General features: G+C 61.4%; 13 protein-coding genes and 1 pseudogene. 2 read left to right on the forward strand and 12 right to left on the reverse strand.

The window, feature by feature from the left end; all coding sequences use genetic code 11:
- Positions 1-8: 8 nt before the first annotated feature.
- The 3 genes from RTX98_RS04160 to RTX98_RS04170 are packed head-to-tail and all read right to left on the reverse strand — an operon-like array spanning position 9 to position 4,015.
- The gene (locus RTX98_RS04160) at positions 9-920 is read right to left on the reverse strand and encodes a sugar kinase (protein ID WP_312794804.1); all 912 of its coding nucleotides are present in this window, start codon (positions 918-920) and stop codon (positions 9-11) included.
- A 28-nt stretch (positions 921-948) separates the two neighbouring features.
- On the reverse strand, positions 949-2,781 hold the full coding sequence (locus RTX98_RS04165; RefSeq protein ID WP_312794806.1) for an ABC transporter ATP-binding protein: 1,833 nt from the start codon (positions 2,779-2,781) through the stop codon (positions 949-951).
- Between the two features lie 37 nt (positions 2,782-2,818).
- On the reverse strand, positions 2,819-4,015 hold the full coding sequence (locus RTX98_RS04170) for an aminotransferase class V-fold PLP-dependent enzyme (protein ID WP_312794807.1): 1,197 nt from the start codon (positions 4,013-4,015) through the stop codon (positions 2,819-2,821).
- Positions 4,016-4,159: 144 nt separating this feature from the next.
- On the opposite strand from RTX98_RS04170, the gene RTX98_RS04175 reads away from it, so the two are divergent.
- Positions 4,160-4,960: an IclR family transcriptional regulator gene (locus RTX98_RS04175; protein WP_312794823.1), complete on the forward strand. Its 801-nt coding sequence runs from the start codon at positions 4,160-4,162 to the stop codon at positions 4,958-4,960.
- Here RTX98_RS04175 and RTX98_RS04180 read toward each other — a convergent pair.
- The 7 genes from RTX98_RS04180 to RTX98_RS04210 form a co-directional block, all read right to left on the reverse strand.
- Positions 4,950-5,474 (reverse strand): RidA family protein, encoded by a 525-nt coding sequence (locus RTX98_RS04180; RefSeq protein ID WP_312794808.1) that lies wholly within the window; start codon positions 5,472-5,474, stop codon positions 4,950-4,952. The two genes, RTX98_RS04175 and RTX98_RS04180, sit on opposite strands and share 11 nt — an antisense overlap.
- Before the next feature lie 22 nt (positions 5,475-5,496).
- Positions 5,497-6,717 carry an amidohydrolase/deacetylase family metallohydrolase gene (locus RTX98_RS04185; protein ID WP_312794809.1) on the reverse strand — a complete coding sequence of 407 codons (1,221 nt, stop codon included), beginning with the start codon at positions 6,715-6,717 and terminating at the stop codon, positions 5,497-5,499.
- A complete protein-coding gene (locus RTX98_RS04190; RefSeq protein ID WP_312794810.1) occupies positions 6,718-7,596 on the reverse strand; it encodes an ABC transporter permease in 879 nt (292 codons plus the stop codon).
- Entirely contained in the window at positions 7,596-8,537 is a 942-nt protein-coding gene (locus tag RTX98_RS04195) for an ABC transporter permease (RefSeq protein WP_312794812.1), read from the reverse strand. The genes RTX98_RS04190 and RTX98_RS04195 overlap by 1 nt, the downstream gene beginning before the upstream one ends.
- An 86-nt stretch (positions 8,538-8,623) precedes the next feature.
- Positions 8,624-10,150, reverse strand: coding sequence for an ABC transporter substrate-binding protein (locus RTX98_RS04200; protein WP_312794814.1), 1,527 nt, complete (start codon positions 10,148-10,150; stop codon positions 8,624-8,626).
- 141 nt (positions 10,151-10,291) lie between these two features.
- Positions 10,292-10,765, reverse strand: coding sequence for an AtaL-like protein (locus RTX98_RS04205; protein ID WP_312794815.1), 474 nt, complete (start codon positions 10,763-10,765; stop codon positions 10,292-10,294).
- 42 nt (positions 10,766-10,807) lie between these two features.
- On the reverse strand, positions 10,808-11,677 hold the full coding sequence (locus tag RTX98_RS04210; RefSeq protein WP_312794817.1) for an NmrA/HSCARG family protein: 870 nt from the start codon (positions 11,675-11,677) through the stop codon (positions 10,808-10,810).
- A 105-nt stretch (positions 11,678-11,782) separates the two neighbouring features.
- On the opposite strand from RTX98_RS04210, the gene RTX98_RS04215 reads away from it, so the two are divergent.
- Positions 11,783-12,673, forward strand: coding sequence for a LysR family transcriptional regulator (locus tag RTX98_RS04215; RefSeq protein WP_312794819.1), 891 nt, complete (start codon positions 11,783-11,785; stop codon positions 12,671-12,673).
- A 57-nt stretch (positions 12,674-12,730) separates the two neighbouring features.
- Here the strand turns inward: RTX98_RS04215 and RTX98_RS04220 are convergent, their stop codons facing one another.
- Positions 12,731-15,064 (reverse strand): xanthine dehydrogenase family protein molybdopterin-binding subunit, encoded by a 2,334-nt coding sequence (locus tag RTX98_RS04220; protein WP_312794821.1) that lies wholly within the window; start codon positions 15,062-15,064, stop codon positions 12,731-12,733.
- Positions 15,061-15,268 (reverse strand): annotated as a pseudogene (locus RTX98_RS04225) (xanthine dehydrogenase family protein subunit M); the annotation flags it as partial. The pseudogene RTX98_RS04225 and the gene RTX98_RS04220, both read right to left, overlap by 4 nt.

Consider the following 15,268-nt stretch of genomic DNA (forward strand, 5'->3'; position numbering starts at 1 on the left):
TCAGGTGATCAAAGGTCAGCGGTCTGTCGGCTCGGCAAAGCGCCGTGGTGCCCGATGCAGATGGCTGCGACCTGATGCGCCTTTTCCACGGCTTCCTGCAAGGACGCTCCCTGGATGCGTGCTGCGACGTAGGCGCCATTGAAGCTGTCGCCGGCGCCGGTGGCATCGACAACCGTAGAAACAGGCTTCGGATCTACGGAAACCTCTTGCCCGTCCGCGCTTGCAAGCGCTGCCTCTGATCCGTTCTTGACCACGATCTCCCGCGCACCCCAGCCGAGATAGCGGTCGCGTGTCGCCGCAATGTCCTTGTCGTTGAAGATCCCCGCCTCATCGCCATAAGTCGGCAGGACGATGTCGCAGACGGAAGCAAAGTGTTGAAGCGTTTGCCGGATTTCCTCTTCACCGCTCCAAAGAACGGGGCGGATGTTTGGATCGAAGCAAATGCGCGCGCCGCTTTTGCGCGCGGTTTCAAGTGCTGCAAAAAGCGCTTCACGTCCCGCAGCATCAAGAATCGCCAGGGTGATGCCCGAGACATAGATCATCGCGACATCGGCGAAGGCTGTTTGCAGCGCCGTTGCATCCGAGGCGAGGAGGCGGGCTGCGGAACGGTCGCGCCAGTAGGTGAAATGCCGGTCGCCATCTTCCTGATGAATGAAATACAGCCCGGGCCGGCGATCATCGATCGTCATGATCCGATCGGTCTCGATGCCGCGTTCTTCGATAAACGCGCGCAATGCTGCCGAATAGCGATCCCTACCGAGCGCCGTGAAATACGACACGCGCCAATCACTGCCGAGATGGGCGCGGGCATGAGCGGCGGTGTTCAGCGTGTCGCCGGCAAAGCCCATGCGCCATTGCCCACTCGTGCCCGCCGACATCTCGATCATGGCTTCGCCGACGGAAAGCAATGTCTGCTGCACGAGGTATTCCCCTTCAGTCGAACTGTTATCAAACAGCAACCAGATGACCGTCCGAGATGGTACGATATTTCCGGATCGGCTGCACATGGTCGGCTGCCCGGATCGGGCTTTTCAACTCATCGCCGATCGGCACCCGCTTGTCACGCCGACGATCCGGATCCGGCACCGGAACGGCCGCCATCAGCTTCTTCGTATAGTCGTGCTGCGGATTGCCGAACACGGAAGCGCGTGGGCCGATCTCGACGATCTCGCCAAGATACATGACGGCGACGCGGTGGCTGACCCGTTCCACCACGGCCATGTCATGGCTGATGAACAGGAAGGCAAGGTTCAGGCTCTGCTGCAGATCGAGCATGAGGTTGATGACCTGCGCCTTGACCGACACGTCGAGCGCCGAAACGCTCTCATCGGCGACGATCACCTTCGGTTCAAGAGCCAGAGCACGCGCGATGCAGATGCGCTGGCGCTGACCGCCGGAAAATTCGTGCGGGTAGCGGCCAGCCATATCGGGGGTCAGGCCAACCTTGCGCAGCATGTCGGCAACGACATTCTTGGCCTGCTTTGCCGTACCCATCTTGTGTTCGAGGTAGGGTTCGGCAATCGCCTGTCCCACCGTCATGCGCGGGTTCAGCGAGGCATAAGGGTCCTGGAAGATCATCTGCACGGATTTACGCATCTCGCGCATTTCCCGCTTGTCCAGCGCAAGCACGTCGCGTCCTTCAACCGTGACCGAGCCCGAGGTGGGTTCGATCAGCCGCATGATCGCGCGGCCGGTAGTGGACTTGCCGCAACCGGATTCGCCGACCAGCGACAGCGTTTCGCCGGCATGAAGGTCAAACGACACGTTCTCCACTGCATGCACCCGCCCAACCAGGCGGCTCAGCAGGCCGGAATGGATCGCGAAGCGCTTGGTGAGGTTCTTGACCTCGAGAATCGGTCGTTCCCGGGAAACCGTGTCACCCACCTCGGCCGGCGTGTCGGACAGGCCGGTCACGTTGTCCACCACCGGAAAGCGCAGCGGTCGCTGGTAGTTTTGCATCGAGCCGAGCACCGGCACGGCGGATAGCAGCGCTCGGGTGTAAGGATGTTGACCGCGATGGAAGATGTCGGCCGTGGCTCCGGTTTCGACCTGCTCGCCGCGATACATCACGACGGTGCGATCCGCGATTTCGGCCACCACGCCCATATCGTGGGTAATGAACAGGACCGATGTTCCTTCCTCGTCCTGCAGCATCTTGATGAGATCGAGGATCTGGCCCTGGATCGTCACGTCAAGCGCTGTTGTCGGCTCATCCGCGATCAGGAGTTTCGGCTTCGAGGCGAGCGCCATTGCGATCATGACGCGCTGGCGCATGCCGCCGGAGAACCGGTGCGGATACTCGTCGAAACGCGAAGCGGCCGAGGGAATGCGCACTTTGTCGAGCAGCCGGATGGTCTCGGCCTTCGCCTCAGCCGCCGACATCGCTTTATGGCAAAGAAGCGCTTCGGAGATCTGGTCACCGATGGTGAAGAGCGGATTAAGGCTCGTCATCGGCTCCTGAAAGATCATCGCGACGTCGTTGCCGCGCACCTGTCGCATCTCGTGTTCGGACAATGCCAGGAGGTTGCGCCCGCCAAGCATGATCTTGCCTTCGATACGGCTGGTGCCTTCCTGCAAGAGCCGCATGATGGACAGCGACGTGACGCTCTTGCCGGATCCGGATTCGCCCACGATCGCCACCGTCTCGCCTGGCGCGACCGTAAAGGAGATATCACGCACCACCGGCTTCCATCTGCCGTCGACGTTGAAGGACGTCGTCAGGTTCTCCACGGACAAAACGGGCTGAGCGGATCGAACGGCTTCGACATGCGCGGTAGCCATGATTGTTCCCTTTCTATCCCTGCCGCTTGGCTGCGGCTTAGTCCGGCCAGCGCAGCATGCCATCGAAGCGATGCTTGCTGAGAAGTTCGATCGGGGTCGCGATGATCTCGTTTGACGCCCGCGCTTTGTCGAGTTCTTCCGCTAAACGGGCGGCGACGATCGTTTCCTGACCGGGATGCAGGTTGCATGGGTCGAGATAGAAGTAGTGGTGCTCCACCTCGTGGTCGCGCACGATCACCGGCTGCTCGCCGCTGCGAAGTGCCGCCGCAAGATCCCACGCCGTGATATGCGCTTCGGGCGCGGAGATGATCACACGCATGCGGTCCAGCGGATTGTTGGTCGGATCGGGCTCGATCAGCGCCGTGACGCCCGGCCGACCGTCCAGCGTTTCCTTCCAAAGGTTGAGATAGCCGGTTTCGCGCTCCCGGATGCCGGCATGATCCCGCTTTTCCCAGGCTTCCAAAGCGGCCATGACGCCGTATACGCTTTCCTTGCCGACTTTCATGCCGCGGCCTATGCCCATATTCTGCAGAAAGGCATTGCGGACAAGATCCTTGTTTCCCGCGACGATGCCGGAGGTCGGGCCACCCAGGAATTTATGGCCGGAATAAAGAGCGATGTCCGCGCCCTGCTCGAGGAACAGCTTGAGGTCATATTCCGAAGCCGCGTCCACGATGACGGGCACGCCCTTAGCATGGGCGATTTCGACGAACTCGACCAGGTTCAGCAGGCCGTAATCGACCACGTGATGCGAGATGACATAGACTGCCGCCGCCGTCTTTTCAGTAATGGCGTTTTCCATGTGGAAGCGGTGCGTTGAGGTCGCCTGGCCAATCAGCACGACCTTGCCGCCTGCCAGTCTGATCGACTGGTCCACGGGTGCGCCGTAGCTCACAACATGGCCCATCTGCACCAGCACTTCGTTCTTTTCCGGTGCTACATCCGGCAGCGTTTCGATGGCCAGCAGATTGTTGCCGGTGAGCGTGCCTGCCACGGCCAGACTGATGCCGGCTGAGCAGGATGCCGTCACGAAACCTGCTTCGCCTCCCGTCAGCCGCGCGATGACGGCGCTTGCCTTGCGCTGAAGGTCGTTCATTTCCACGAATTGCGGCAGGATCGCAGCCATGGCTTGGATAGCCTCGGGAACGACGATCGAGGCGCCAAGGCTGGTCATCGTGCCTGACACGTTGATGACCGGACGGAGGCCGATCTGAGCGCGCATGTCATCGGACATTCTGGTTCTCCAAAGCTAATGCTGGCACCGAAATGCCATCGACAGTTATGCCATAATAATGCAATAACGCTCCGACTTCTTGCGAGGACCGTTGAGTTGGACGACAGACCCTCATCCCAGGCATTCCCTGACGATGCCGTTGCGGTGGAAGACTTCGAGCCGAAAAGCGCGCGGCGCTCGCGCGTCAGCGGCATCAACCGCGCGTTGCAGGTGATCGACTATCTCTATGAGACCGGCGCTCCGGCCGGAGCCTACGCGATTGCGAAAGCGGTCAAGGCGCCGTTGTCCACTGTTTACGTCATAATCGACGATCTGGTGGAAAAAAACATGCTGGCCCGCAATCCGGACGGTTCGATCTGGCTCGGCGCGCGGCTCTACCACTACGGCCTGGCCTATGCCCGCTCGCTCGATTTCATGAGCGTAGCGACGCAGGAAATGCATGACCTTTGCCGCACGGCCGGCGAAACGGTGCAGGTCTGCGGCCGGGACCGCGACCACATGCTCGTTCTCGCGATGGCCGAAGGTCTGAGCCATTTCCAGGTTGCTTCGCGCGTCGGAACCCGCGTTCCCCTCAACTGGACGGCGTCGGGCCGGCTTCTCGTCGGCCATCTGCCTGAGAACGAGCGGATCGAGCTGTTCAAGCGCTGCGCCCGCACGTCGCCCACCGGCCGCGCCGAGATCAACGCCCGCACCCTTTCCGATGCAGCCGGCAAGGCCTTCAATGAGCGGCTGTCGATCCAGGTTGCCGAGTCCGATTATTCCGTCGCTTGTATCGCTTCGCCGATCTGCGACCGGGATGGCGAATGCATCGCCACCATCTCGATCGTTCTGCCGGAACAGAAGGTGCTTTCGGACGAGAGCCATTATACGGACCATGTGCGCGCGTCCGCCCAGCGGATCGAACAGCTGATGGGTTGGCGCACGACGGACCTCCTCAATCGTTGAGCGAGACGATCGCCTCGATCTCGACGGTGATGTTGCCGGGCAGAGAGCCGAAGCCAACAGCCGAGCGGGCATGCCGGCCTGCCTCGCCAAACACCTCGATCATCAGATCCGAGCAGCCGTTGATCACCTTCGGATGATCTTCAAACAGCGGCACGGCATTGACCATGCCGAGCAGCTTCACCACCTGCTTGACGCGTGACAGATCACCCAGCGTTTCCTGCATCACCGCAAGCAGGTTGATCCCCGTCAGCCGTGCATGCTGATAGGCCTGATCCACGCTCACATCACCACCGACCTTACCGGTGTAAAGATGGCCATCTGCCTCGCGTGGTCCCTGCCCCGAGAGATACAGCATGTTGCCTTCGCGCACATGCGTCACGAAATTGGCAATCGGCGGCGGCGAAGCGGGAAGCGTGATGCCCAGTGCAGCCAGCCGCTCGGAGGGCGTTTGCGCAGGCGCCTGCACCGCTTCAACCGTCCCTGCTGGCTCAGTTTTCAGATAAGCTTCTGTCATGCGATGTCTCTAGAATCCCGGCTTACCGCCATGACAAACCATGGCTGTGCCGGACGAGCCTGCGGGCTCGGGGAACGTACCGGCTGGCGGTGATCGCTTCTGCCCCGATAACCGAATAGCGCGGTTCAAAAACCTTCTTCAGCCGCGACACGTCACCGTTGGAGTCCGTTGCCTCCAGATCCTCGTCGATAAGATCGAAGATGGTGAAGTCGGCCCGATCGCCGACCGAAAGCCGATTGTCCATCGGCAGCCGGATAACATCGGCCGGTGCGTGGGTGACGGCATCCACCACCTTGTCGAACGGCATGCCGACCGACAGGAGCTTGGACATCGTGGTTGCGAGGTCCCAAACCGGGAAGTTCATGGAGTGGCCGTGCAGGTCGCTGGAGATCGACCAGGGCATCAGGCCGCGCGCGATCGCCGCTTCCGCAACCTTGAAAGAGAACGACGCTCCGCCGTGACCGATATCGAGGCGGATGCCCTCCCCGGCGCAACGCTCGGCCAGGTTGAACAAGTCCTCGTCTTCCATGATGCTCGACCCGGCCTTGCCGTTGAAGCAATGGGTGACGACGTCGCCGGGTCCGAGGATTTCCAGCACCTCGTCGTAAAGTGCCGGCGGCTCGCCGACATGCACCATCATCGGCACTTTCAGGATCTTGGCGATCTTCTTGCCGAGCTTGACCGGAGTGACGCCCCATGAGCCGGTAATGACATGGCTCGCGCGCACCTTGATGCCGACGATATGCTCGCTGTTTTCAGCATAGCATTCAAGGATGCGATCGAGGTCGATATCGCGGATGTCGCGCAGCTCAGCCACGCGGTTACAGGCCACCAGACCGATCGAACCAAGGTTCAGGAACGCCTTGATGCGCTCCTTCGAGGGCTCAATGATGTATTCGCGAAAGCCGTGGAAATTGGCCTCGCCTGCCGAACCCGCATCGACCAGCGTGGTGACGCCGCGCTCCGCACCGCATTCCGACGGGCGGATCGAGATATCCGTGCCGCCATGCCAGATATGGACATGCAGGTCGATCCAGCCGGGCGAAATCCAGGCTCCCTTGCCATCAACGCGCTCGACCTCGCCGGGGGCTGCCAACTGCGAACCGATGGCCGAGATCTTGCCGTCGGCGCCGACCAGAATGTCGGTCGTTCCATCGGATGCGCTGCCCCCAGCTTTGTCGCCGAAGGCCATGGGCTTCACATTGGTGAGGAGGAGCGGCTTGCCCGCTTTTTCACCTGTCATCTAGAGGTCCTTTCGAAGTCTCGGATCGAGCATGTCTCTCAAGCCGTCGCCGACCATCTGCAGCGAAAGAACGGAGAGAATAGTGGCAAAGCCGGGGAAGTAGGTCATCCAGTCGGCCTGCCCGATATATTGGCGGCCGGCGGCAATCATGGTTCCCCAGGTGGGAATTTCCGGGCTGACGCCGAGGCCAAGGAAGGAAAGTCCGGCTTCGGCGAGCATGGCGCTGGCGAACAGGAACGTACTCTGCACCAGGATCGGCGACACGAGGTTGCGAAGAACGTGGCGCGTCATAATGTGGAAGGTCGAAATCCCGAGCGCTTGCGCTGCCTCGACATAGGGCAATTCGCGGATCACCAGCGTCGAGGCGCGCACGATGCGGGCGAGACGCGGCGAATACACGATCGAAAGCGCGACGATCACCGTGACCAGTGACGGTCCAAGAGCCGCCACAAGCGCGATCGCCAAGAGGATATCAGGAAATGCCATCATCGCGTCGATCAGGCGGGCGATCGGCGTGTCGAGGCTCTTGAAGAAACCGGCCAGCAGACCGAGCGTGATGCCGATCACGGCCGACAAGGCCACCACCGCACCGCCCACCAGCAAAGACAGCCGGCCGGAATAGATCGTGCGTGAAAAGACATCGCGGCCGAATTCGTCCGTACCGAACCAGAACAACTCGCTTGGCGGCTTCAACCGGTTGACGATGGACAGCTTGGATGGCGAGTAAGGTGCGATCCACGGCGCAAGCGCGGCAAGAAGCACGAAGACCAGCAGGATGATCAGGCCGGCGGCGACGGTCTTACGCTTCAACAAGCGCCGCAGGAACTTCGACCGTTCGCTAGGCGCGGGTTCCGCGGGTATGACTGAGAGATCCGTCATCAGTAGCGCACCCGCGGGTCCACAGCCAGATAAAGCATGTCGATCGCAAAATTGATGAGGACGTAAAGGCCGGCGATCACCAGCAATGCTCCCTGAATAACTGGATAATCGCGCCGCAAAACGGCCGAGACCACGAGATTGCCGACGCCCGGCAGACCGAACACGGTTTCGGTGACGACCGCGCCCGAAACCAGCACCGCGGCGGTGAGGCCGAGCACGGTGAGGATCGGGATAAGCGCATTTTTCAAGGCGTGCTTCAGCACCACGCGCCGCTCAACCACACCCTTGGCACGCGCGGTGCGAATGTAATCGTCGCCAAGCACGTCCAGCATCGAAGCGCGCGTGAAGCGCAGGATCAGCGCAGAGGACACGAGGCCGAGTGCAAAGGCTGGCAGGGTCAGATGGTACATGCGCTCCCCAAAGGACGCGCCCGGACCGCCGTAACCCGACACCGGGAAGATGTTGAAACGCACCGCAAAGAACTGCATCAGGATCAAACCAAGCCAGAAGCTCGGTATGCTGGCGGCCAGCATCGCGATCGTGGTCGATGCCTGGTCCACAAACGAGCCGCGCCGGTAAGCGGCATAGATGCCGATCGGCAAGGCGATGACGCTGGCGATCACCAGCGAAAAGATCGTCAGAAAGAAGGTCGGTTCCGCGCGGTCGAGCAGCGCCGACGTGACGGGCATGTTGAGGAAGATCGACTGTCCGAGGTCTCCCCTAAACAGCTGCCCAATGTAGAACACGTATTGAGCAATAATCGACTGGTCGAGACCAAGCCGTGTGCGCAGTTCCGCGATGTCCTGGGGCGTGGCGTCCGGCCCGAGCATGACGGCTGCCGGATCGCCCGGCGTGACGCGCACGATGACGAAGACGATCGTCACGACGAGAAACATCACGACGATCATGCCGGCAAGACGCTGAAGAATATAACGGATCATTCAGTTCGGCTTCTTGGTCCTTGAAGGACGGGATTGGGCAGGGATGCGGCAGGCAGCGATGGCCCACCGCGTCTTCGCGCCTCAGATTACTTCGTTACCGACGCGTTCCAGAAATAAGGCCACGGCGAGGCTTCCACGCCTTCCAGCTTCGTCGACTTGGAAGAAACGCCGTTGAAGTCACCGATCTTCATGTAGGGAACTTCGTCATACATGGTTTTTTGAACGTCGGCCCAAAGCTTCAAGCGCTTTTCCGGATCAACTTCCGACGAGAAAGCCGCAACAGCTGCGTTGCGCGCTGGCGTATTCCACCAGCCGGGCGAGCTCGGAGACAGGGACCCGATCAGCGCCGGCTCCGGCAGGAACGGGCTGTGGGTGATGTAGATGTCCCAAAGACCCTTATCGGCGCGGCGTTGCGTCAGCGTCGCCCAGTCCACGACCTGCAGATCCACCGCAAAGCCGGCGAGCTTCAGATACTCGGCGGCGACCTGCGCCATCTTGTAGTGGAACTCGTACTGGCGGCTCGTCAGGATACGGATCGGCTTGCCGTCGTAACCAGCGGCGGTCGCTGCTTCCTTCGCGCCTTCAGGATCGGCGATATTGTAGTTGCCTTCAACGCCGGCATCCGTGCTCCACGCGAAGTTGCTCGGATAGATGTTGCCGTCCAGCGCATAGAAATCGGTGCTGCCGAAAGCGGCCGCGAGCATGTCTTCCATGCTGAGCGCCTGGCGGATTGCGCGGCGGATCTCCACATTCTTGACGTTGCCCTCAGCCGTGTTGAAGACAAAGATCGGATATCCGAACGGCTTCAGCACCAGCGGCTGGGTCGCCTGGGCAGACTTCAGCCTGTCGAAGGATTCAACCGGCAGCGCATCGATATAGTCGTACTGGCCGGAAACGGCCGCTTCGACGCGGGTATTGGGATCGGGCACCGGCACGAAGCGGATCTCGTCGAGATACTGATGCCGCGCGCCGCCATATCCGTCGCTTTCACCCTCACGCGACTTGTAGCCGTCGAAGCGCTGGAGCTGGATATACTGATCCGCCTTCCGCTCCTTCAAAGTGTAGGGGCCGGTGCCGACGAAATCCGTCATCACATCGGCCTGCTTTTCGGCAGGAAGAATGATCGCGGCAGAGTTGTTGAAGGCGAGAAGCGAAGCAAGCGGCGCGTAGGACTGCTTCAACTGAATGGTGACTGTCGCCGGGTCGGTGGCCGTGATCGTCTCGATGAACTCAGCGGCCTGCTTGCCGCGCGATGCGAGCTTAGTCCAGCGATTGAGCGAAGCCACGACGTCTTCCGACGTCATGTCGCTGCCATCATGAAACTTGATGCCGTCGCGCAGCTTGATCGTGTAAGTTTTGCCGTCCGCGGAAATCTCCGGCAGGCTTTCCGCCAGTAGCGGTGTGACATTCCACTTCGCGTCAAACGTATAAAGCGTTTCAAAGATGTGCTGCGTGACAATGCCGACCAGATCGGCCGTCGAGGTCATAGGATCGAGCGTTGGTGGCTCGCCAACCGTAGCAACGTTGATGACGCCGCCTTTTTCCTGCGCCATCAGGTAACCTGGCATCGCGACAAGCGCGATTGTTGCCAGTAATGCGTGTTTCAGTTTCATGATGCTCTCCCGAGTGGTATTCCACTATTATGTTATAGCAACTTTTATAACAGAATAACCAGGAAGGCATTGTTGTCAATGGCACGCGCTTTCGCCAGCCGACCATAAGCGATCGGCTAGCATCCGCTTATCCAGTCTCCTTCAGAGCCGTCCCTCCGCCAGCAAGGCGCGCGTCCGCTTCAGCGTCGACATCAGCGCAGCCTTGTAACCACTGTCGCTGTCGAATTGCTCCTGCTCGGCCTGTTCTTCCGCGCCGCCCGGCTGTTTGCCGCGCAAGCCGAGGTAGCAGTAGAAGCGCAGCTGCAGCGCGCCGCTTTCATCTTCGAACAGCTCATTGACGATGGCACCCTCGCGCGCCCCGGTTGCCTGGAAGAAGGTGACCTTGCTTTCAGGCTCCAGCGTGATGATTTCGCGTAAGTCCGTGCCGCCGATGGTAGCTTCGCGCACGAAATGGGTAGCGCTTGCTTCAACGACATCGCAGCGGGTGCACAGACCCTCGGGCAAAAACAAGCGGGCGTCGCGGGCTTTGCGTTCCAGGCCGGCCCATGCCTGCGCGCGGGTCAACGGTGTCTCGCCTTCCGGGTTCACCGGAACGGTCGCGGTTGAATAGATCATGATAAAAGTCCTTTTTGTTGGGGTTTGTCGTCTGCTTGGCACTCAGGCCGAGGCAGCAATCTGGGTGACGAAGTCGCGGTAAGAGCGCAGCGGGCAGCCCAGCAGCGTGGTCAGCCGGTCGACATCGCCGGCATCGGGCACCATGCCTTCGCTGATGAAGCGCTGGCCCATCAGGCGCATGTCATGCGCCATCCAAGGCGGCATGAACTGCCGCAATGTCTGTTCGAAACCGGCGAAATCCTCGCCCGGATAGCTGATCTGCCGGCCGAGCACGTCCGACCAGATGGCGGCGGCATCGGCGCCGGTCAGCGTGTCCGGCCCGACAAGGTTGATCCGGTCGAGCGGAAGAGCGACGGGCGATTGTTCGCGGCGGATCAGTTCGATGGCAGCGACCTCGGCAATGTCGCTCGCATCCACCATTGCCAGGCCCTTGCTGCCGATCGGCATGGGGTAGATGCCATAACTCTGGATCGCATCCTTGATCATGAACTCGTTGTTCATGAAGTAAGCGGGGCGCAGGATGGTCGCATGGAGCCCCATCTGCTCGATCATGCGCTCCACCGCGAACTTGCCGGCGAAATGGGGCACGTTCACGTAGCGATCGCCATGGATCACCGACAAATACACGATCCGCTCGATGCCCGCTTCATGGGCGACGTTGAGCGCGATCAGCGCCTGGGTGAATTCATCGGGCACCACGGCGTTGAGCAAAAAAAGCGTGGACACGCCGGCATAGGCTTCCCGCAGGGAGTCGACGTCGAGAAGGTCGCCCTGAACAACGGAAACGTCCGCTGCAAACTTTGCTTTCGATGGATCGCGGACGAAAGCGCGGACATCGGCTCCGCGCTTGATGAGGTGGTCAACGACTTGGCTGCCGATATTGCCGCTGGCGCCGGTAACGAGGATGGTCATTGGGATCACTCCGGTTTGGGTTAAGGTGACACCCCAAACTTAGCGATCCACATTCCAACCAATAGACGCTAAATCTAGACCTGCCGTCTCACTGGTGGAACACTGATGGATCTGCTCGCCCTCGCCGATTTCATTCTCGTGGCTCGCAACGGCGGTTTTGGACGCGCTGCCCGCGCTGCTGAACGCCCCAAAGCGACGCTGTCTCGCCGCGTCGCCGAGCTAGAGGCCGAACTTGACCTGCGCCTGTTCGAGCGCGGCGGGCGTGATCTGAAACTGACGCAAGAAGGACGCGCGCTGTTCGAGCGGGCGGGCCGGTTGCTGACCGAGCTGGAAGAAACAACAGCGGCGATTGCCTCTGGCGGTGAAAAACCACGAGGCCGGCTGCGGATCAGTGCCCCTTTACTGTTTTCTCAAACCGCAATGGGCAAGATCGCCGCCGGTTTTGCTCTCAGATATCCGGAAGTTCGCCTGGAAATCTCGACCGAAGACCGGTCTGTCGACATGATCGAGGAAGGCTTCGACCTGGTGATCCGGGTCAACCCGGACCCTGACGACAGCCTGGTTGGACGTGCCTTCCTGCGCGATCGGCTGGTAGTCGTGGCTAGTCCCGACCTTGTCCGCGCGGTGGACGGCACGGCTGTTCCCGCAGTCGTGCGCTCCGCATCCGACCGGCTGGCCTGGGATGTGACGACGCCTGCTGGCCGTTCATCCATCACGGTCGAGCCGGTTCTCGCCCTGTCCTCCCTCATCATGGTGCGCGATGCGGTGCGCGCCGGCGTCGGTGCCGGCCGGCTTCCCGTTTCGCTGGTGAGTCACGATTTCGCAGACAGCACGCTCGTTCATTGGGGCGATGTTGAGGGCCCCGAGATCGTGTTGTGGACTCTCTACCCCTCACGACGCCTTTTGAGCGCCCGCGTCTCGGCCTTCCTGGATTACTTGAAGCAGGCCTTTCCCAAAGGCACGCCGGACGAGCTTGCGGTTTTCATCGGCAAGTGAACGCCATAATCTTCGAGAGAACGAACGGAAGGCGCGTTGCCGCGCCTTCCTATACACTCACATCAGCTTGTCGAGCGTAATCGGCAGATCGCGGATACGCTTGCCGGTGGCGTTGTAGATCGCGTTGGCGACGGCGGCACCCACGCCGGTAATACCGATTTCGCCAATGCCGCGAGCACCCATAGGAGCATGCGGATCGGCGATGTCGGTCCACATCACCTCGATCTCGGGCACGTCCAGATGCACCGGCACATGGTATTCGGCAAGGCTCGGATTCATGACGCGGCCCGATCGCTCGTCGAACTGCGTTTCTTCCATCAGCGCCATGCCGAGCCCCATGATGATGCCGCCGCGGAACTGGCTCGCCGCCGTCTTCGCGTTGAGGATGCGGCCGCAATCAAACGAACCCAGGAAGCGGCTGACGCGGACTTCGCCGGTCACGCTGTTGACCCGCACTTCGCAGAACATCGCGCCCCAGGAATGCATTGACCAATGCATGGTTTCCAGCGGCGGCGGAGCGCTTCCCACCACCGACACCTCGTCACGCTGAGCGCGCGACAGGATGGAAGTGTAGGTCTCGTGCCGGCCTGTGTCGTCGAGCTTGGCGAGACCGCCGGCAAAGCCACCGACTTCGTCGGCCCTGAGGCCGGCCAAGGGAGAGTCGTTGCCGGCAAGCTTCAGCAGTTCCGCCACAAGCGCATGCTGTGCCGCCACAACCGAGGCTCCGATGGAGGCCGTTTGCTGCGACCCACCGGCCAGCACCTGTCCCGGCAGGAAGGAGTCGCCATAAGCGAAGCTGACCTGATCGAGCTCCAGCCCAAAGCGCTCAGCCGTGACCTGCGTTTGCGCCGTAGAAGTGCCCATGCCCATTTCATGCGCGGCGATCTCCACCTGCATGCGTCCGTCGCGAGTCAGCGTCAGCTTGGCCGCACCGCCGGGCATGCGATGGTAAGGATAGGTCGAGGTCGCGACGCCCATGCCGACCTGCCACTCACCGTCGCGCACGGAGCCAGGCACCGGGTTGCGCTTCGACCAGCCAAACCGCTCGGCACCCGTGCGATAGGCTTCCACGATGTTGCGCGACGAGAACGGCTTGTTGTCGGTCGGATCCTTCTCCGGCTCGTTTACCGCGCGGAGTTCCACCGGGTCCATGCCTAGTGCCACCGCAATTTCGTCCACCGCACTTTCCAGGGCAAAGGTGCCGACGGATTCGCCCGGCGCCCGCATGAAAGTGTTGGCCAACATGTCGAGATAGGTGACTTCCACATCGAGCTTGAAGTTGCGCGCCGCATAAGCCGACTTCGTTGCCAGGATGAACGGCTCGGGCATGGCGTTGTGATGCGTCATCGGCGCCGTTCCGGTGTGGATGATCGCCTCGAAACGCCCGTCCTTCGTGGCGCCGATCGCAAGACGCTGCTCTGTCAGCGTGCGCCCGCCTATCATGCGGTAAACACCTTCGCGTGAAAGGGCGATACGCACCGGCCGTCCGGCAAGCTTTGCCGCAGCCGCGCCAAGCACCTGATGCTGCCACAGCGTCTTGGAGCCGAAGCCGCCGCCGACATAAGGGGACGTGACATGCACCTGGGCTTCTTCGATGCCGAAAACGTTGCCCAGCGACCATGCGGTATGCGTCACCGCCTGCGAAGCGTCGTGCACAACGAGGTCGTCGCCCTGCCAGACGATCGTGGCCGCATGCGGCTCGATTGGATTATGGCTGTGACGCGGCGTCGTATAGGTGACGTCCACCTTGACCGGCGCGGCGGCGAGAGCGGCTTCCGCATCGCCGATCTCCTGCTTCATGGGCGATCCCATGAACAGGCCGGGATGCGTCCCTTGCGCCTTTGCTTCGGCAAAGCTGGTGGTAGCGGGCTCTGCTTCATAGGTCAGGCGGATCAGCGTTTTGGCGTGATCGGCCTGTTCCTGCGTTTCGGCCAGCACCAGCGCCACGGGCTGCCCGTTCCAGTGAATGCGATCATCCTGCATTACCGGCAGGTTGTCGCCGCCCGCAGCCTTGGCTTCCGACATGAACACCGGCATCGCCTTCATGCGCGGCGCGTTGCGATAGGTCATCACCAGCACGACGCCGGGTGCTGCTTCCGCCTCGCTCGTGTCCAGGCTTGCGATCCGTCCCTTTGGCACGGTGCTGAAGGCCACGGCAGCATAGGTCAGCCCTTCCATCGGGAACTCGGCGGCAAACGGCGCCTTGCCCTGCACCTTGAGCGGGCCGTCAATGCGCGAAACCGGTTTGCCGATCAGCCCGTGCTTCTGGTGGATCAGCGGATCCGGCTTGCCGCCCGGCAGCCATCTTTCAGGCGCTAGCTCGACAGCCTTCTGCACCACGGTTTGCGCCACCCCCTGGGCAGCCTGCTTGGCCTGTTCGATGATGCTCATGTCGATACTCCCGACAGGTCGCCGAGAACGGCGATGATCGTCCGCTTGGCCAGTTCGATCTTGAAACCATTGTCGCGCAACGGAGTCGCATCGGCGAGTTCCGCTTCGGCCGCCGCCTGGAAGGTCGCCTGCGACGCAGGTTGGCCGCGCAGAACCTCCTCCGCCTTCCACGCCCGCCACGGCTTGTGCGCCACGCCGCCAAGC

This window comes from Tianweitania sp., from assembly GCF_032053605.1.
Classification (GTDB): Bacteria; Pseudomonadota; Alphaproteobacteria; order Rhizobiales; family Rhizobiaceae; genus Tianweitania.